The sequence below is a fragment of the Photorhabdus heterorhabditis genome, assembly GCF_001280945.1.
Classification (GTDB): domain Bacteria; phylum Pseudomonadota; class Gammaproteobacteria; order Enterobacterales; family Enterobacteriaceae; genus Photorhabdus; species Photorhabdus heterorhabditis.
On record NZ_LJCS01000013.1, the window covers coordinates 37,218 to 55,515 of the forward strand.

Here is an 18,298-nt window from a genome sequence, read left to right on the forward strand (position 1 = left end):
ATTAATCACTATATTTTCAGATGTAAATTTTTTTTACCAAAATTGATAAGCCATGAAGATATATTTAAAAAATATAATGAATAATTTGTCATCTAATCTTATCGTTTTTTGCGGTGTTAAAGTGAGAAAACTCGATGTAGCTTACTGATAACATGCTGTTTATGAAGAAAATATGAGGTTGGCAGAAACGATTTTTTTAGAGCTTTATAGAACAAAGAACATGGGCTTCAGTGACACTCACCTTCGTTGCTATGTGTTGTATGATGATTATAGTAATCTAAGATTAATAAATTTCTTAATCTCAATCTCAGAGATATCTTTTCTTGGGAAGATATTCTTTTTACGTCTTTCTTCAGCTAAAAATTGTTTGAATGCCTGATAAAGCACATCATCTTTTGCAGCCAGATTAACACTAAGATACCATTCAGAGCGGCTATCTTCGGTTCCTTTATAAGTAATAACGTTGTCATTAACATAATTTTCGTCTTTCTCAATGAGAACCTTATGTATGAATTCATCAGATGATAAATCACCAATGGAATGCTGATGAGCGGTAAACTGGAGATCAACATCACTCATCGTATGTAATGGCAACTCCATATATTCACGAAGAAATTCTTTGTTATAATTTAAATAATCAAGAGATAAAACAGTTTTAATTTCAATATCATTGATAAATTGATTATATTTTTCAACCTTGTCATCAATAATATCTGACCTATAGTTTTTTTCCTTATAGAAAGAACGTAATTCTTTTATTTTTGTGGGAAAATTCCAATATTCATGCCGTATTTTCAAAGCCAGAAACCATTGTTCATGGTTTAAGGAATGAACATATTCTTCATATTTATCGATATCAAACCAATTTAAACAGCAATATTCATTCATCAGCATTGTTCAAAAGCCATCCTAAAATGTTCAGTTAATACAGATTAACATATGGAACTTATCCACTACGCCCTTTTGCCAAATTTTCCGATCAACACATTTTCACCTCGCTCCAACATATCCATATAATCCGCATACCATTGCAGCATTTCCCTACGACCATCCAGATATTGAGCGTGATTGTAAGTTCCCCGAATACTGTTCTTATCAACATGTGCAAGCTGTGTTTCAATCCATGCAGAGCTATAGCCTTGTTCATGCAAAATTGTACTCATTGTATGGCGGAATCCGTGGCCTGTTGCCCTTCCATCATAACCTATACGCTTAAGAACCTGATTAATGGCGGCTTCACTCATTGGCTTGCCTACGTCATTCCTACCATGAAAAGCAAAGTTAAATCGGCCTGTGATCGCTTCCAACTCTCTCAGCAAAGCCAAAGCTTGCTCAGAAAGCGGAACAATATGAGGCCGACGCATTTTCATGCGCTCTTGTGGGATTTCCCAAATTGCTTTGTCTAAATCAATTTCTGTCCAAGTAGAGGCTCGCAGCTCTATTGTTCTTAATCCGGTAAGTAAAAGTAATTTGGTAGCGATTTGAGTAATTTTACTTCCACTATAGAGGGAAAGCGCCTGTAAAAATGCAGGTAATTCATCAACATTCAAATGTGGGAAATGCTTGGCTTTTGGTGTCGCTAATACGCCAACCAGTTCAGCCGCAGGATTATATTCTGCTCTTCCCGTGACAATTGCGTATCTGAAAACTTGATTACATGCCTGTCTGATCTTTTTCAACTTATCAAGAACGCCGCGTTGTTCCATTTTACGCAGGACGGTGAGCATGTCTAAGGAATTGATATCGGTGATAGCGTGTTTACCGATATAAGGGAAAATATCTTTTGTGAAGCCTTCTAAAAGATCATCTGCGTATCCCTTTGACCAGTTAGGAGCCTTGCAAGCGTGCCACTCAAGGGCAATTTTCTCAAAGCTATTATTTACGATGAGAGCCTTTTCCCTTTTTTCCTGCCTTTTGTCATCGCCATTTGCCAATATTTTCTTGGCGTCTTCTCTTTTGTTTCTGGCTTCTGCCAAAGTTACGGTGGGATAAGTACCAAATGCCAATCGCTTTTCTTTGCCAGCAAAACGATATTTTAGCCGCCAACATTTGGAACCATTCGGGAAAATTTCTAAGTACATGCCCCCACCATCGGAGAGTTTGTACGATTTGTCTTTGGGCTTCGCGGTCTCTATCTGTCTGGCTGTCAACTTCATTTGGGGGCATTCATTTTGATTGAACCTAACAATGCCCCCTATTATGCCCCCAGAGATCTGTGGATTTCAACATACTCTAGTAGACATCGATAGATTGTAGTTTCTTGATTTTTTTGTTTTTTAAGGAATTTGTAGACTTCAAAAGACGTTTGGATACTTGGAGATGGCGCGCCCTACAGGATTCGAACCTGTGACCTACGGCTTAGAAGGCCGTTGCTCTATCCAGCTGAGCTAAGGGCGCATCTTGGGAGATGAGCTGCATCAGTAATGCTTCGATGCGGGGTGAGATTATACGGGGACAAGCCCTTGAGTCAATGGCTTTTCTTCTTATAAATCTTCATCTGGCTATTTTCTGATTATCAATAAAACTGACAGCACGTTCATGTTCTGACAAAATAGACGATATCCCAATGTTTGATTTATGGATTTATGAGTACATGCCAGCAAAAATTATTGACGGGAAAACGATTGCGCAGACAATTAGAAGTGAAGTAGCCGAACGTGTTCAACAACGTGTCGCAGCGGGAAAACGTGCTCCCGGTCTTGCCGTTGTTTTAGTCGGAGAAAACCCTGCCTCTCAGATTTATGTCGCAAGTAAACGTCGTGCCTGTGAAGAAGTCGGGTTCGTGTCCCGTTCCTATGACATGCCAGATACCACCAGCGAAGCAGAATTGTTGAACCTTATCGATCAGCTTAATAAGGATTCAGATATTGATGGGATTCTGGTTCAACTTCCTTTACCAGCCGGAATTGATAACGTCAAAGTTCTGGAACGTATCCAACCTGATAAAGATGTTGATGGCTTCCATCCTTATAATATTGGCCGCCTGTGTCAACGCGCACCAAAGCTACGCCCCTGTACTCCACGCGGCATTGCAACTTTGCTTGAGCGTTGTGGAATCAATACTTATGGCCTGAATGCCGTCATTATCGGTGCCTCAAATATTGTTGGTCGTCCAATGAGTCTGGAATTGTTACTGGCTGGCTGTACCACTACGGTTACTCATCGTTTTACCAAAGATTTACGCCACCATGTGGAACATGCAGATCTGCTAATTGTGGCGGTCGGTAAGCCAAACTTTATCCCTGGTGAGTGGATTAAACCCGGCGCCATTGTTATTGATGTCGGTATTAATCGTCTGGAAGACGGTAAAGTCATCGGTGATGTTGATTTTGAAACCGCATCAGAACGAGCAAGTTGGATCTCTCCTGTTCCAGGTGGTGTCGGTCCAATGACAGTAGCTACGCTTATTCAGAATACTTTGCAAGCTTGCGAGGAATATCACGATGTGGAAAAAAACTGAAGGTTGTTAATGGAAATTTTTTATTTGGAAGGTCATCCCCATGTGGAACTGTGCGATCTGTTGAAGTTTCAAGGATGGAGTGAAAGCGGCGCTACCGCCAAGGCAGTGATTGCCGAAGGTCTGATTGAAGTCAATGGTCAAACAGAGATACGCAAGCGCTGTAAAATTACAGCCGGACAGGTTGTCACCTTCAATGGTGATTCTGTTTGCATCAAAGAATAGTTAAAATAGGCTCCCCCAAAAAGGGAGCCTTAATTATCAAGGCAGTTGCACTCTATTGAGCTTACTTACGACGCCAGCTCGTCCCTTGCGGACCATCTTCCAGTTCAATACCCATCTCATTTAACTGATCACGAGCAGAATCTGCTAGCGCCCAATCTTTGTTTTTACGGGCATCATTACGTTGCTTAATTAATGCTTCAATTTTAGCAATGTCTTCATCATCAACCTGAACACTACTATGCAGGAATTGCTCCGGCTCTTGTTCCAATAGACCTAAAATTCCAGCCAGTTTACGCAACGTAGCCGCCAAACCATTCGCGGCGGATAAATCGTCTGATTTCAGGCAGTTGATTTCACGTGCCATATCAAACAGTACTGAATAAGCCTCCGGGGTATTGAAATCATCATTCATTGCTTCAATGAAACGCGCTTCAAACATTTCACCGCCTGCTGGCGAGACAGAAGCATCCGTGCCACGCAGAGAAGTATAAAGACGTTCAAGCGCGGTGCGTGCCTGTTTCAGATTCTCTTCCGTGTAGTTAAGTTGACTGCGATAATGGCCTGACAACAGGAAATAACGTACCGTTTCTGCATCGTAATATTTCAGTACATCACGGATAGTAAAGAAGTTGTTCAGCGATTTGGACATCTTCTCTTTATCCACCATCACCATTCCCGAATGCATCCAATAATTCACATACGGGCCATCATGAGCACAGGTAGACTGAGCAATTTCATTTTCATGATGTGGAAACATCAGATCCGCGCCACCACCATGAATATCAAAATGATTACCCAACTGTTTATTGTTCATTGCAGAGCATTCAATGTGCCACCCCGGACGCCCTTTTCCCCACGGCGATTCCCAGCTTGGCTCACCTGGCTTAGACATTTTCCACAATACGAAATCCATTGGGTTACGCTTAACATCAGCCACTTCTACTCGTGCTCCTGCCTGTAACTGACTAAGATCCTGGCGGGAAAGCGCTCCGTAATCCAAATCACTTTCGACAGAGAACATGACATCACCATTATCTGCGACATAAGCATGACCACGTTTTATCAACGATTCGGTTAGTTCAATAATTTCCGGTATATGACGAGTCGCACGTGGTTCCAGATCAGGGCGTAAAATGTTTAGCGCATCAAAATCTTTATACATTTCAGCCAACATACGGCTAGTCAGTTCATCACAACTTTCATGATTTTCGGCTGCACGTTTGATGATCTTATCATCAACATCGGTCACATTCCGCACATATGTCAAGTCATATCCCAGGTAACGCAGGTAACGAGCAACCACATCAAAGGAAACAAATGTTCTGCCGTGACCAATATGGCATAGGTCATAAATCGTGATACCACACACGTACATCCCTACTATCCCTGGATGAATTGGCTTAAATTCTTCTTTTTGACGACTGAGGGTATTGAAAATTTTTAGCATCGGGATTTTCCGTAAATTCACTGTACGCGTGATTAAAAATAACAAATTGATAATTCTGGATTTATGTCCTTATCTCATGAATAAATTCTCGATATGGCATAGTCCAACAAGATATTGAAACCTGATATTAAGCACTTTGCAAGGTTGACGATCAAGATAGCTTACTGAAATTAATAGGTACTGACTCATTATGGTAGATGTGATATAAAAGCCACCTGGTCCGAATGCCCTGAATCGGGTTAATCAAAACTATTATTAGGATTTCAATCATGGTGACTTTCCATACCAATTTTGGCGATATCGTAATTAACACTTTCGCCGATAAAGCTCCTGTAACTGTTGAGAATTTCTTAAACTACTGCCGCAATAGCTTCTACGACAATACTATTTTCCACCGTGTTATTAACGGTTTCATGATCCAAGGTGGTGGATTTGAACCTGGTATGAAACAGAAATCGACTGATGCAGCTATCAAAAATGAAGCCAACAATGGTCTGAAAAATAACCGTGGTACTCTGGCAATGGCCCGCACCAACGATCCACACTCAGCGACCGCACAATTCTTCATTAATGTTGTTGATAACGATTTCTTGAACTTCCGTTCTGAGCGCCCTGATGGTTGGGGTTACTGTGTATTTGCAGAGGTTATCGAAGGTATGGACGTTGTTGATAAAATCAAAAGCGTTTCTACTGGCCGAAGCGGTATGCATCAAGACGTACCACGTGAAGATGTCATTATCGAAAGAGTGACCATCAGCGAGTAATTTACTGCGTATGTGCACACTTTTTATCGCGGATTTACATCTAAGCGAACACGAACCGGCTATCACTGCCGGTTTTCTGCGTTTTCTGCGTAAGGATGCTCTCCAGGCAGATAGCCTTTATATCCTCGGTGATCTGTTCGATTACTGGATTGGTGATGATGATGATAACCCTCTCCACCGTGAAATCGCCAGTGCATTAAAAACACTGCATCAACAAGGTGTTACCTGTTATTTTATTCATGGCAATCGTGATTTTTTAATCGGTTCCCGCTTTGCTAAAGAAAGTGGAATAATCTTGCTGCCACAGGAAAAAGTCCTGGAATTGTATGGTAAGCGGGTGCTAATCCTGCACGGAGATACCTTATGTACTGATGATGTAGGTTATCAACAATACCGTAAGCGGGTTCATACCCCATGGATTCAACGTCTGTTTTTACTATTACCGCTGTTTATCCGTCAGAAAATTGCCGTAAAAATGCGGGCAAATAGTCAATCTGTCAACCGCCGAAAATCAGAAGCCATTATGGATGTCAATCAGCAAGCTGTTATTGATGCTTTTGAGCGGTATCAAGCTGACTGGATGATCCACGGGCATACTCATCGTCCTGCGGTACATGAAGTTGCTCGACATAATAAAATGTATCACCGCGGTGTGCTTGGTGCATGGCATCATCAAGGATCAATGTTCAAAATAACGGACAAATCAACCGACCTTATCTTTTTCCCATTCTGAATCACCCTTACCAGGTATCAAAATGCAAAGTATAAAGTAACGCAATCGTTTTCCTTAGCGTGTGAGCATGATATGATCCGCGGCCTTAAAGCGCTATATTCGTTCTGGTGGACGTTAAAATACAGGAGCATTTGATTTATGACTGCCCGGCCTGATTCAGCAGGAACAGCTCAGCACAACGCTAAAATCGCCATTGTCATGGGGTCTAAAAGCGATTGGGTAACCATGCAGCACGCAGCTGATATTCTCACTTCTCTTGATGTACCTTTCCATGTTGAAATTGTTTCTGCCCACCGCACACCAGATAAATTATTCAGTTTTGCCGAGCAAGCTGAACAAAATGGTTTCGATGTCATTATCGCTGGCGCAGGCGGTGCCGCCCATCTACCAGGAATGTTGGCCGCTAAAACCTTAGTGCCGGTTCTGGGTGTACCCGTACAAAGTGCCGCGCTTAATGGCGTAGACAGCCTTTACTCTATCGTACAGATGCCGAAAGGTATTCCTGTCGGCACACTGGCGATTGGGAAAGCAGGCGCCGCAAACGCAGCGCTGTTGGCAACACAGATTCTGGCTCGTCATGATAAAGATTTGCTGAAACGCCTTACTTATTGGCGTGAAACACAAACTCAGGATGTACTCGATAATCCCGATCCACGGGAGGAAATATGAAGCCAGTTTGTGTATTAGGTAATGGTCAGCTTGGACGGATGTTACGTCAGGCCGGTGAGCCTTTAGGTATCTCGGTTTATCCTGTTGGTCTGGATGCAGAACCCGAAGCCGTTCCTTACCAGAATAGTGTGATTACCGCCGAAATTGAACGCTGGCCGGAAACAGCCCTTACCCAAGAACTTGCTCGCCACAAAGCTTTCGCTAATCGGGATATTTTTCCTCGTCTGGCAGATCGTTTACCGCAGAAGCAATTAATAGATAGCCTGGGGCTTGCAACTGCTCCGTGGCAATTACTTGCTGATACCAGCCAGTGGCCGCAGCTGTTCACTGAACTCGGTAATCTGGTCATCGTTAAACGCCGTATTGGTGGTTATGATGGTCGAGGACAATGGCGCATTCGTCCCGGGGATGAAACAGAGTTACCGGATGATATTTATGACGAATGTATTGCTGAGCAAGCCATTCCGTTCTCTGGCGAAGTTTCTCTGGTCGGCGCCCGCAATGAGAATGGCGATTGTGTGTTCTATCCATTAACATACAACTTGCACCAGGATGGCATTCTGCGTACCAGTATTGCTTTTCCTTCGGAAAATTGTCATCTACAGCAACAAGCTGAAAGCATGTTGTCAGCCATTATGCATGAGCTGAAATATGTCGGTGTGATGGCAATGGAATGTTTTATTGTCGGCGATAATTTACTGATTAATGAACTAGCGCCGCGGGTTCATAACAGTGGTCACTGGACTCAAAACGGCGCGTCTATCAGCCAGTTTGAACTACATCTCCGCGCTATTCTGGATTTACCCATGCCTCAGCCAGAAGTTAACGCGCCATCAGTCATGGTTAATTTGATTGGTACAGATGTCAATCCGCAATGGCTCAGCTTGCCATTGGTACATTTACATTGGTATGAGAAAGAAGTTCGCCCGGCACGTAAAGTTGGTCATCTTAATCTTTCTCACACAGATAAAAACGAGTTAAAAAATACATTGCAGAAACTTATTCCAATGCTGCCGCCTGAATACCATAGTGGCCTTGAATGGGCGCAAGAAAAATTAATTTAGTTAGCCTCAGCTTTGCACAAGCGAAGCTGAAGTTAAGTCTGATACTGACATTGTTTGTTTATGATCTGATTATCTTATTGATTTATAAGAGAACTGAGCAAGAAGTTCTTTTATATCGGATCGGAAGCCATGCAAAGTTATTCAAGATGTGAGACTTATCTTTAATAGCCCAACTCCTTGGGCTATTTTTTATTAAATTAGCTGAAAAAATCCCCCATGAATCAGGAGGATGTAAGGATTATTACTCTGAATTCCAACCTATTTATGTTATTTCAATTATTATATTGATCTATTCGTATTAATCGTTCTGGTTGTTTGATCTATTTCATAGTTAAGTAAATCATCAATTCTAATATTACCCAGATTAGTAGCCTTTAACGTTTCTGGAATTAAATTAAATTCTATGGTTTTATTTTCTTCATTTATGCTATTGATTGTTAAGCTACAACCATGTAGCCCATTTTGCTCAAATTATTACGTTACCGGAAAATTGAAATATTATTTTTCTGTTGATAACGGCATATGCTACCAGTAAGGCCGGTATCTCTTTACCGCAATATCCTTATTATGACACACAACAAAAAAGCGGTATAATACCGCTTTAATTCATTGATAAATTTGATCTCTTTTTAATTCTAACCTGTTACCAATTCAATAGGACCACACTGTCGTTGTAATGGTTATTGTTGCCACTTTCGGCACCAATAATGACAGTCCCCGGTTTTCCATCAAGTGTGTTATAGGCGTAGCGGAGTTTGCATGGTTTGCCATCTCCAGCGATCTCAATACAGACTTTGCCTGCACCCGACGAATAGGATTTGGTAGCTATTAAGTTATCTATTCCCTTACCGGTTAATGTATCTACCAGAATGTCATCAACATACACTTTTACAGTTTGCTGATGAACATCAGTATTTGTGTAAGTTGTCAGCCTAAATTGGGTGTTTTTAGATAATTGGAAACAATATTTACCGGTATCATTATTACCACATGTTCCGCCATATTGTTTGCTACCTAATAAGTCAGTATCGACTGATATAGCAGCTTGAATTTTTTTGAAATCGACGCCTATCCAATTAGTTTTATTAGGGGTATATGGTCCTCTATCAATGGCATTTAATTTAAGATTAAATCGGATATTAGAATTACCTTTGAAAATGAAGATATAATGGTATCCTCGGGTTCTCCATAAAATAGCTGCATCAATATTTGCACTGAATTCTGCATATTTTCCTGTGGCTCCTAATTTTTCCGAGATAGTTTTCTGGTTAATCGTATGTAAGCTCACTGTATAATCGATACAATCGCTACCCTTAAAGAAACAAACAACATCTGTTTTGTCTGGGGCATTTATATCTATCCATTCCGTGGCTGCATCTATCCCATTTTCAAATTCGGTTCCTGCTAATCTAGGCCATCCTTCGATAATCGGCTTCGGTCCATCACTTACTTGCGCTTTCTCTATATCGAATTTAAGATATTGTGAACCTTTAAAAAAATACAAATAGCCATTTAAATTAATAATATCGTCGATATGCCTTTGAAATTCTACAGGAAGGTTAGGCCAATCATTATTGATATGTTTTGGATAACCTGCATACACTCTATTAGAAACAGAGATTTCATTGTACTTAATATTTTCTGCATTAAGAAAGAGATAACTTGATGTATTCATTATTACATATCCTTTTTGGTATTTATACTCTTCATCTTTCAAGTTGCTGCTTTGTTGGCTGCAATTTAAAATCTATTGGGTATATATATAGGATGAATTATATTATTTAAATTAATACTTCTGATCGGTCATAAGCAATATTATATATTATCAACTCGTTAATAGGTTTAATGTTTTTATTTTCCTGTAACCATTTATGCTTTCATAACAATATAGTCCTTAATAATATTTAACTTAGGTTACAATTAATACCTGGTCATAAAAATAACATCTTCATGATTGGGTGGTAATTATTTCAAAGAGATTAAAGATTTCCGTTGATAATTTTCATAAGTTATAGCAATAAAATAAATCATATTTTTGTATAAACTTTAACGAACATCTTAAATAATCCCTTTAATTACGAGGAATGACATCAACTAAATTGGCTCATAAAATGATGACAAATCATGTTATAGAAATATAGAAATATAGAAATATAGAAATATAGAAATATAAAAATATAAAAATATAAAAATATAAAAACCATTTATTCCATATAATCATAAAAAAAAGAATGTCAAGTGTTTCCGCTGAATTTCTTCCTTAAATAGATTACGGGACACAGACTAAAATAAATATCCATTTATTATTTTAGTCTAAACTCGAATTAATTAACAATCATTTTTCAAATTCTCAACACAAAATTAAAAAACCATCGTTAATTAAATAATCAATATATTACTAATACTAAAAAATCACTAAGGTTAAAATAATCTTATTTTTCTATTCTCCTCACCTTTTATCAATAAAATCAAATATCCCTTTGACAAAACCATCCTATCAGATCAATGCTAACTACCATCAGCCCAATACCGCATAAGAAGGGGTACCTTCGTGTTATTTGCCTCAAAAACCCACGATACGAAAAACTGCCCGCTGCTTTTTTTCTCTTCAAGGATCTCTTTTCCACTTTATTATACCGCTTATTTGGCACTCATCCGTCGCTGGATCAACACCCGCTTAAAGAAGAGCCGATTACTTTCAATACTTTTATTGCTGCCAGCAATCAATCAAGCTCAAGCCAGTAATTTTGTTAATTTTCAATCTATTGATACCAGCCTTTATATGCAATTTGAGAATCGGGTCGATCCCAGAAAAACCCTTTCACCGATTTTAGAGGCTTTCGGCGACTATAGTGTCGGCGATATGTACGTCTATAGTATTTGGCAAAACTCGCTGCAAAATGATTATAAAGGTGATAAAAGCACCTATTATTATAAAGTTGTACCAAGAGTGAGCTTTAGTAAAGTCACGGGAAATGACATCTCTTTTGGGCCGTTAAAAGATATTTTGTTCGCTCAATGGGTTGCTAAAACTAAAGGCATAGATTACGACTATTTCCCCGGTATCAGTATTGACTGGCAGACAAATTGGACTAGTTGGTTGCGTACAACCTTTTATTTTGAGAATAACGGCAATAGTAGCTGGAATGATCAGCGAGTTCATATCGATTATGGAATTCCCTTCAACAATCGTTTAGGTGATTTCCGCATTGTTGGGACTTTTGATTATACATTAGGTTTACATGGGAAACCTGAAACTATCGATTTCAAACCAGAATTGCATTACGATTTAGGAAAACACCTCGGTAACCAACCCGGTCATTTATGGGTAGGCATTGTCCTGAATCCAATAAAAAATAAATATAAAATAAGAGATACATCTTATTATCGAACTGATCAATTTAGCTATGGAGCCTTTATTCGATATAGTTTCTTCTGATACCAAAATAAAATATCAGGAATTTTTTGATCACTTCTATCCATTATGGAGTCAAGATGCCCATTCAACATGACAGGTTCGGACGTATTTATCAGTGGCTCCTGCTGATACTGTTGGGTTTAGTTTACTTTTTGGTCACCGCAACCACATTTACTTCATTGGGCGTTGTGTTACCCAGTATGATCAAGGAATTACACTGGAGTTGGACTGATGCAGGTCTGGGATTCACTTTACTTGGTCTGTCATGTGGACTGGCCAGTTATCTCCCGGCAATGTTTATTCGCCGTACAAATGTTCGTGTCACCTTACTGATCGGTACACTCACTTTTATCACCGGCTTTTATATCCTCTATAACACTCACAGTCTCACCGCTTATTTCACCGGTACAACACTATTAGGCATCGGCTTTAGTCTTATGGCTACTGTTCCCGGAACTTATGTCATCAGCCGACTTTTTGAAAAACAATCACTCGCTTTTGGTATCTATTTCACCATTGGAGGATTAGGTGGTGTGGTGGGTCCGTGGATCTATTTCCTGGCAACGGTATTTTGGGGAAGCTGGCGTATGCACTGGGCAATTTCCGGGGTATTACTGACGTTGATCAGTCTATTGACCATTTTAATTATGCGAGAAGGTAAAAAGGAAAATGCCCATGCTGAAAGAGTCAGCCAAAATCAACAAGACCATGTCCCTTCCAGTATCTATCGCACGAGGGAAATATGGAATGTCCGGCAAGCACTGCACACCTGGCAATTTTATGCCATTGCAGCCGCTTATACTTCTTTCTTATTGTGTGGAATAACCGTCAACAGTTTTGCTGTAGCCCATATTACTGAAAATGGATTTAGCGAATCTGTCGCTGCTTCCTCGCTCAGTATTTTGGCTTTTATTAACGCATTCTCAAGATTTGCAGGAGGTGCTGTTGGTGAATGGCTCGATCCCAAGAAACTGCTTATCGGCAGTCTGTCGATAATTATCTGTGGTCTTATCGCACTCAGTGCCGCTACCTCATGGACATTTTTAATCCTATTCACTTTGTGTATTGGCATCGGTTATGGCATGACCTTTCTGGCATCCAGCATATTACTGTTCAATTATTTTGGTCGCGCGCCCTATCTGGAATTATTTTCAGTGGTGAACTTAATCTCCACTGTCGCGTGTTTCGCCCCTTTTCTGGTGGGAGCCATTAAGGATTATTCAGATAGTTTTACACCGGCATTTCTCATTATTGCTATACCGGTGCTTATCATTCTGATTATCACATTTACGATGAAACCACCTTTACAAATAGCAAGGAAACATTCTGGCAACAGTTCCTTGCTTAACTAAATTTAAAAATAAAATAAACCTATACCCTGTGGATTTCAATTTGCAACGCGGCGGCAAGTGAAAGCAGCAACTTGAAGGATGAAGGGTATAAAAAGGCATTCCTTATAACACACAAACAAGGAATTAATGATGGCAAATAAAGAATTCGGAGTATTTCTACCTATCGCCAAAGGTGGATGGATTATTTCTAAAAATACCCCACCACTGGATGCTTCTTATCAGCAAAACCGTGAAGCAGCTATTCTGGCTGATCAAATTGGCCTAGATTTTATTATGTCCATGAGTAAATGGCGTGGCTTTGGCGGTGAAACAGAACATTGGGGCAGTTCGTTGGAATCAGTCACAATGATGGCAGGTATTGCCGAAGTCACTCATCACGCCCGACTTATCGCGACCATGCATGCCGGGCTGCATAACCCTGCCGTGACAGCCAAAATGATCGCGACATTGGATCAGATAAGTCATGGACGCGCCGGACTGAATATTGTCTCTGGCTCCTTTAAAGACGAATTTGAACAAATGGGAGAATGGGATAGCCATTTAGATCACGATCAACGTTACGCAATGACCGAAGAATGGACTCAATTGATCAAACGACTTTGGTGTGAAAAGCAGGTTGATCATCAAGGGGATTACTTTAATTTAACTAATTGCGTTTCCGAACCTAAACCTATTTCCGTTCCTCGCCCTTATTTGGTATGCGCCGGTCAGTCAGAACGTGGGCTGCGTTTTAGTGTACGCCATACCGATGTGTGTTTTATTGGTGGTAAAGATGAAGAAGAAACACGACAAATCAGTCTGATGGCTAAACGTATTGCAGCAGAATACGGTACCACCGCCAAAACCTTTTGTATGAGTACGATTATCTGCGCTGAAACAGATGAAGAAGCTGAAACGCTGGCACAGTTCTATCGTGATGGTCTGGATATAGAAGCCGTTAAAAGCATGATGCACAGTTTTGGCGTCGATGTTGGCGAAAAAAGCAATGCTATGGTTGAAAGATCCCAAAATGCCTTCATGACCCACACAGCTATTGGCAACCCGGAAACATGTCGCAAACAATTATCAGATTTACTACGTGAATGCGAATTAGATGGGGTTATGTTAATCTTCCCTGATTATGTTAAGGGCTTAACCACTTTCGGCGAAAAAATCCTGCCACAACTCAGAGCTGAATTTGCCTATACCCAATAGATTTCAATTTGCAACGCGGCGGCAAATGAACGCATCCCCAGGAGCATAGATAACGATGTGACTGGGGTAAGTGAACGCAGCCAACAAAGAGGCAACTTGAAAGATAACAGGTATAAACATCGATAAAGAGAGCTACAGATAAAACACCAACTTCTAATCAGGGAATGGGTTCACAACAAACCTACCCATTCCCTGAATGCCTGGCAATTATCCCTTTTGAACCTGCCGATGTAATCCGGTTCCTCGTAACAACCTGATCCCCAGCCAACTACCACATAAAGAAAGCAATAAGCTGCCGATGATTGGCAGTAAGAGCCACATCTGCCATTCTGGTTGCCATGGAAAATCAAAAACCTTTGTTTGCAATAACCAAAGCGCAGCTTCTGCGCCTAATGCCGCAGCAAAACCCGCCATTAATCCAAGCAAAGCAAATTCACTCCAGAGGGTACGGCGCAGTAATGGCTTACTCGCTCCCAAGGTACGGTAAACCACGAGTTCAAGTTGCCGCCGGTGCATTCCTACCTGAATCTGAGCTAACAGGAGTAAGATGCCACATACCATGACCAACCCGACCATAACCTCCAGTGCTTTGCCTACCTGTTGCAAAATATCCTGAATTTGCTTAATCATGGCCCCCGTATCAAGCAAACTCAATGTCGAAAACTGACGATTAAGTTCGGTCAGAAGGCGGCCATCACCTTCATAATGGAAGCTGGTCAACCAGGTTTGCGGCTGATTTTCCAATGTTCGTTTTGGGAAAATAAATATGAAATTTGGCCGCAAGCTTTCCCAATCCACCAACCGGATACTACTGACTATGGCACTGAATTGCTGCGTATCGCCACTGAATGTCAGTTTATCGCCGATTTTGATTGCCAAACGCTCAGCAACCCCTTGTTCAATAGAAACCTCATTTTCTGTTGGCGGCCAACTACCTTCTGTCAAAGTATTAAACGGGGGTAGTTCTTCTTTCCATGTCAAGTTCAATTCCCGCCGCACAATGTTGCTTTCTGGTTCTTTGGTATCTGCCCACGCTATGGCTGATTGATCATTAATTCCCGTCAAGCGAGCCAATACCACTGGATAAAACTCCGCAGGTTTAACCTGATACTGAGCCAGTAAATGCTTTACCTGTGGAATTTGCTGCCCAGTCATATTAATCAGAAAATAGTTTGGGCTGTCTGGCGGCAATTGTTGCTGCCAGCGGTCAAGTAAATCGCCCCTGACCACCAACAACAAAGCAAGTAACATAAATGATAAAGAGAAAGCCGCCAATTGAGTCACCGTCTGAAATGGCTGCCGCAGCAATCGGCTAACCGCTAAACGAAAACTGAGATGGCGGGATTTCAGATGACGCAATAGCCACAATCCTCCCCAACCGAGTACAGCTAATAACACCGCAACAATCATTACACCAGCAAGTAACGCCCATAACATAGGACTGGTACCAACCAGAAAAACCAGCCCACTCACCACAACCAATGTCACCAATGGCAAGTAATAGCGTAATGGCCAGATGGGGGCGATAATATCATCACGCAGTACTCGTGATGGCTGAGTTGTCATTAATTGCCGATATGGACGCATTCCCACCAGCAAAGCAATCACAGATAATGCCCCCAATGCCCATACCCACGGCCAGAATCCTGCTTCTGGTAAAGCCTTCGGCAACATAGACGCCAGGATGTGTACTAGCAGATATTCAAACATCAATCCTAAAAGCGCGCCCACTAATGCCGCCGCACCCAATAACGCCAACCACTGACCAATCACCCACTTACGCAAGGCCCAGCGCCCCGCACCCAATGTTTTAAGCACAGCGATCAAGTCATGACGGCTCTGGCAATAGTGAGTCATGGATACTGCCACGGCAGCAACGGCAAGTAATAACGTGAGCAAAGCTGATAACAACAGGAATTGTTGCGCTCTAGCAATAGATTTTGCCAGCGCGCCACTATCCTGCTTCAAGGTATACCAGCGCTGATCAGCCTTAAGTTGTGGATCAATCAACTGCTGATACTGATAAACTGCTTCTTTATCACCGGAAAACATATAACGGTAAGTCAGGCGGCTACCCGGCTGAATTGCCCCTGTAGATTGCGCATCATCAAGACTGATTAAAATCCGCGGCGCAATCTGGAATGGGTTGAAGCCACTGTCTGGCTCCTGAATTAATTCTCCGCTGACTCTGAGTGTGGTGTCACCTACATCCAGATTATCGCCAATTTTGATTTTCAACAGTTCAAGTAAGCGAGGAGCAACCAGAACGGTACCTTTTTCTACTTTCAAACCAAGTGGATGAGTTTCCAGCTTGCCATATAACGGATAGAGACTGTCTGCGGCTTTCACATTTGCCAGTTGAGGCGTATCCCCGGCATAGGTCATCGTGGTGAAAGAGAGCTGGCTACTCAACTTTAACCCAAGATCTTTCGCCTGTTGTAACCATCTATTATCTACCGGATAAGAAGCCCGCAGCACCAGATCACCCGCCAGAAAATCCCGGCTCTGGTAATGAACACTTTGATCAATGCGATCACTGATCCTGCCTAATGCCAACACGCAGGCTACTGCCAGAGTGAGGGATAACCAAACAATCAATAAAGAGGGAGTGCGCCATTCGCGCCAGAACCAGCGCCAAATCATCTTTCTTCCCTCAATGTTCCATCAACCAGCCGCAAGCAACGTTGGCAACGGGCAGCAAGCTGGCTGTCATGAGTGACCAGAATTAGCGTTGTGGCATAATCACGATTTAGAGAAAACAGTAAGTCAGCAATGCGATCACCAGTTTGTCGATCCAAATTACCGGTTGGTTCATCAGCAAACAGAATTTTGGGCTGGCGGCTAAATGCCCGAGCCAACGCCACCCTTTGTTGTTCACCACCAGAAAGTTGGGCTGGCATATGTTTTAAACGCTTCCCCAATCCGAGTTGTTCAAGCAATTCAATTGCCTGCTTTTTACTACTACTTTCAGACTCACCACGTAATAAAGCAGGAAGCTGGACATTTTCCAATGCATTCAAAGTCGGAATTAACATAAATGACTGAAATACAAAACCGACATTCTCAGCCCGTAGTTGCGCCCTCTGTTCTTCATTCATCTGGCTTAAATTATGTCCCAACAGCCGGACTTCACCGTCACTACCATCATCCAACCCGGCAATAATGCCAAGCAGTGTGGATTTACCCGATCCCGACTCTCCCACCAAAGCAATAGTCTGCGCAGGCTCGACAACCAGCCCGACTCCCTGCAATATAGTGATCCGGTGTTCCCCCTGACCAACGTGCTTACTGAGATGCTGAACTTCAAGAATATTTCCCGTTACCATTTACTTTTCCTATTACTAGTGGTGTTATCCAGCGCCAGAGCTATTGCGGCGGATACCCTGCTGATTCTCGGTGATAGCCTCAGTGCAGGTTACCATCTGCCTGTTGAACAATCATGGCCTGTTCTGATGGAAAAAAAATGGCAGAAATCCGGCAATAAAATCACTGTCATCAACGGCAGCATCAGCGGTAACACTGCCGCTCAGGGCCTTGAAAGGCTACCTGGATTACTTAAACAACATCAACCCCGTTGGGTGCTGATAGAATTGGGTGCCAATGATGGATTACGCGGTTTTCCCCCACAACAAACAGAACACGATCTGCAACAGATCATCACCTTAGTGAAACAAGCCAATATTCAACCTTTATTAATGCAGATCCGTCTGCCACCAAACTACGGGCGCCGTTATACTGAATCTTTTGCCAGAATTTACCCCAGACTGGCAGAACATAATCAAATTCCCCTGCTCCCGTTTTATATGGAACAAGTCGCGATTAAACCGGAGTGGGTACAACAAGACGGATTGCACCCTAATCTGGCCGCCCAACCATTTATCGCTGATTGGATGTCCGACACACTATCAGCACATCTTAATTATTCTTAAGTAGTAAACTATTAGTTTCAACAAATTGATGTATATAAATAGGTAA

At 41.7% G+C, this 18,298-nt stretch carries 16 protein-coding genes, 1 tRNA gene and 1 pseudogene; 10 read left to right on the forward strand and 8 right to left on the reverse strand.

Annotated features, from left to right (window positions below; genetic code table 11):
* Window positions 1-267: 267 nt before the first annotated feature.
* From AM629_RS07070 to AM629_RS07080, 3 genes are all read right to left on the reverse strand, one after another.
* A complete protein-coding gene (locus AM629_RS07070) occupies window positions 268-894 on the reverse strand; it encodes a DUF6387 family protein (RefSeq protein WP_054477468.1) in 627 nt (208 codons plus the stop codon).
* 59 nt (window positions 895-953) lie between these two features.
* Window positions 954-2,156: a tyrosine-type recombinase/integrase gene (locus tag AM629_RS07075; protein WP_054477470.1), complete on the reverse strand. Its 1,203-nt coding sequence runs from the start codon at window positions 2,154-2,156 to the stop codon at window positions 954-956.
* A gap of 164 nt (window positions 2,157-2,320) precedes the next feature.
* Window positions 2,321-2,397, reverse strand: a tRNA-Arg gene (locus AM629_RS07080).
* Between the two features lie 196 nt (window positions 2,398-2,593).
* On the opposite strand from AM629_RS07080, the gene folD reads away from it, so the two are divergent.
* Both folD and ybcJ read left to right on the forward strand, forming a co-directional pair.
* Window positions 2,594-3,460 carry a bifunctional methylenetetrahydrofolate dehydrogenase/methenyltetrahydrofolate cyclohydrolase FolD gene (gene folD, locus AM629_RS07085; RefSeq protein ID WP_054477471.1) on the forward strand — a complete coding sequence of 289 codons (867 nt, stop codon included), beginning with the start codon at window positions 2,594-2,596 and terminating at the stop codon, window positions 3,458-3,460.
* A 9-nt stretch (window positions 3,461-3,469) separates the two neighbouring features.
* On the forward strand, window positions 3,470-3,682 hold the full coding sequence (gene ybcJ, locus AM629_RS07090; protein ID WP_054477473.1) for a ribosome-associated protein YbcJ: 213 nt from the start codon (window positions 3,470-3,472) through the stop codon (window positions 3,680-3,682).
* Window positions 3,683-3,743: 61 nt separating this feature from the next.
* Here the strand turns inward: ybcJ and cysS are convergent, their stop codons facing one another.
* Complete coding sequence (cysS, locus tag AM629_RS07095; protein ID WP_054477475.1) at window positions 3,744-5,129, reverse strand: cysteine--tRNA ligase; 1,386 nt, start codon at window positions 5,127-5,129, stop codon at window positions 3,744-3,746.
* Window positions 5,130-5,398: 269 nt separating this feature from the next.
* Here cysS and ppiB point away from each other — a divergent pair, with 269 nt between their 5' ends.
* From ppiB to purK, 4 genes are all read left to right on the forward strand, one after another.
* On the forward strand, window positions 5,399-5,893 hold the full coding sequence (ppiB, locus tag AM629_RS07100; RefSeq protein ID WP_054477477.1) for a peptidylprolyl isomerase B: 495 nt from the start codon (window positions 5,399-5,401) through the stop codon (window positions 5,891-5,893).
* 10 nt (window positions 5,894-5,903) lie between these two features.
* Window positions 5,904-6,626 carry a UDP-2,3-diacylglucosamine diphosphatase gene (gene lpxH, locus AM629_RS07105; protein ID WP_054477479.1) on the forward strand — a complete coding sequence of 241 codons (723 nt, stop codon included), beginning with the start codon at window positions 5,904-5,906 and terminating at the stop codon, window positions 6,624-6,626.
* 138 nt (window positions 6,627-6,764) lie between these two features.
* On the forward strand, window positions 6,765-7,295 hold the full coding sequence (gene purE / locus AM629_RS07110; protein WP_054477482.1) for a 5-(carboxyamino)imidazole ribonucleotide mutase: 531 nt from the start codon (window positions 6,765-6,767) through the stop codon (window positions 7,293-7,295).
* The gene (gene purK, locus AM629_RS07115) at window positions 7,292-8,359 is read left to right on the forward strand and encodes a 5-(carboxyamino)imidazole ribonucleotide synthase (RefSeq protein ID WP_054477484.1); all 1,068 of its coding nucleotides are present in this window, start codon (window positions 7,292-7,294) and stop codon (window positions 8,357-8,359) included. Before purE ends, purK begins: the two co-directional genes overlap by 4 nt.
* Window positions 8,360-8,638: 279 nt before the next feature.
* On the opposite strand, the pseudogene AM629_RS21980 reads toward purK, so the two are convergent.
* Window positions 8,639-8,803: pseudogene (locus tag AM629_RS21980) on the reverse strand (riboflavin synthase); the annotation flags it as partial.
* Window positions 8,804-9,002: 199 nt separating this feature from the next.
* On the reverse strand, window positions 9,003-10,034 hold the full coding sequence (locus AM629_RS07120; RefSeq protein ID WP_054477486.1) for a fucose-binding lectin II: 1,032 nt from the start codon (window positions 10,032-10,034) through the stop codon (window positions 9,003-9,005).
* Window positions 10,035-10,910: 876 nt separating this feature from the next.
* Between AM629_RS07120 and AM629_RS07125 the strand changes: the two genes are divergently transcribed.
* The 3 genes from AM629_RS07125 (at window position 10,911) to AM629_RS07135 (ending at window position 14,323) form a co-directional block, all read left to right on the forward strand.
* Window positions 10,911-11,798: an outer membrane protein OmpK gene (locus tag AM629_RS07125; RefSeq protein WP_235525410.1), complete on the forward strand. Its 888-nt coding sequence runs from the start codon at window positions 10,911-10,913 to the stop codon at window positions 11,796-11,798.
* A gap of 56 nt (window positions 11,799-11,854) precedes the next feature.
* Window positions 11,855-13,129, forward strand: a complete 1,275-nt coding sequence (locus AM629_RS07130) for an MFS transporter (protein WP_054477488.1) — start codon at window positions 11,855-11,857, stop codon at window positions 13,127-13,129.
* 129 nt (window positions 13,130-13,258) lie between these two features.
* Window positions 13,259-14,323 (forward strand): LLM class flavin-dependent oxidoreductase, encoded by a 1,065-nt coding sequence (locus tag AM629_RS07135; protein ID WP_149617125.1) that lies wholly within the window; start codon window positions 13,259-13,261, stop codon window positions 14,321-14,323.
* 207 nt (window positions 14,324-14,530) lie between these two features.
* Here AM629_RS07135 and ybbP read toward each other — a convergent pair whose 3' ends face one another.
* Both ybbP and ybbA read right to left on the reverse strand, forming a co-directional pair.
* Complete coding sequence (gene ybbP / locus AM629_RS07140) at window positions 14,531-16,966, reverse strand: putative ABC transporter permease subunit YbbP (protein WP_054477492.1); 2,436 nt, start codon at window positions 16,964-16,966, stop codon at window positions 14,531-14,533.
* Complete coding sequence (gene ybbA, locus AM629_RS07145) at window positions 16,963-17,649, reverse strand: putative ABC transporter ATP-binding protein YbbA (protein ID WP_054477494.1); 687 nt, start codon at window positions 17,647-17,649, stop codon at window positions 16,963-16,965. The genes ybbP and ybbA overlap by 4 nt, the downstream gene beginning before the upstream one ends.
* On the opposite strand from ybbA, the gene tesA reads away from it, so the two are divergent.
* The gene (tesA, locus tag AM629_RS07150; RefSeq protein WP_054477544.1) at window positions 17,617-18,252 is read left to right on the forward strand and encodes a multifunctional acyl-CoA thioesterase I/protease I/lysophospholipase L1; all 636 of its coding nucleotides are present in this window, start codon (window positions 17,617-17,619) and stop codon (window positions 18,250-18,252) included. The two genes, ybbA and tesA, sit on opposite strands and share 33 nt — an antisense overlap.
* Window positions 18,253-18,298: the final 46 nt, after the last annotated feature.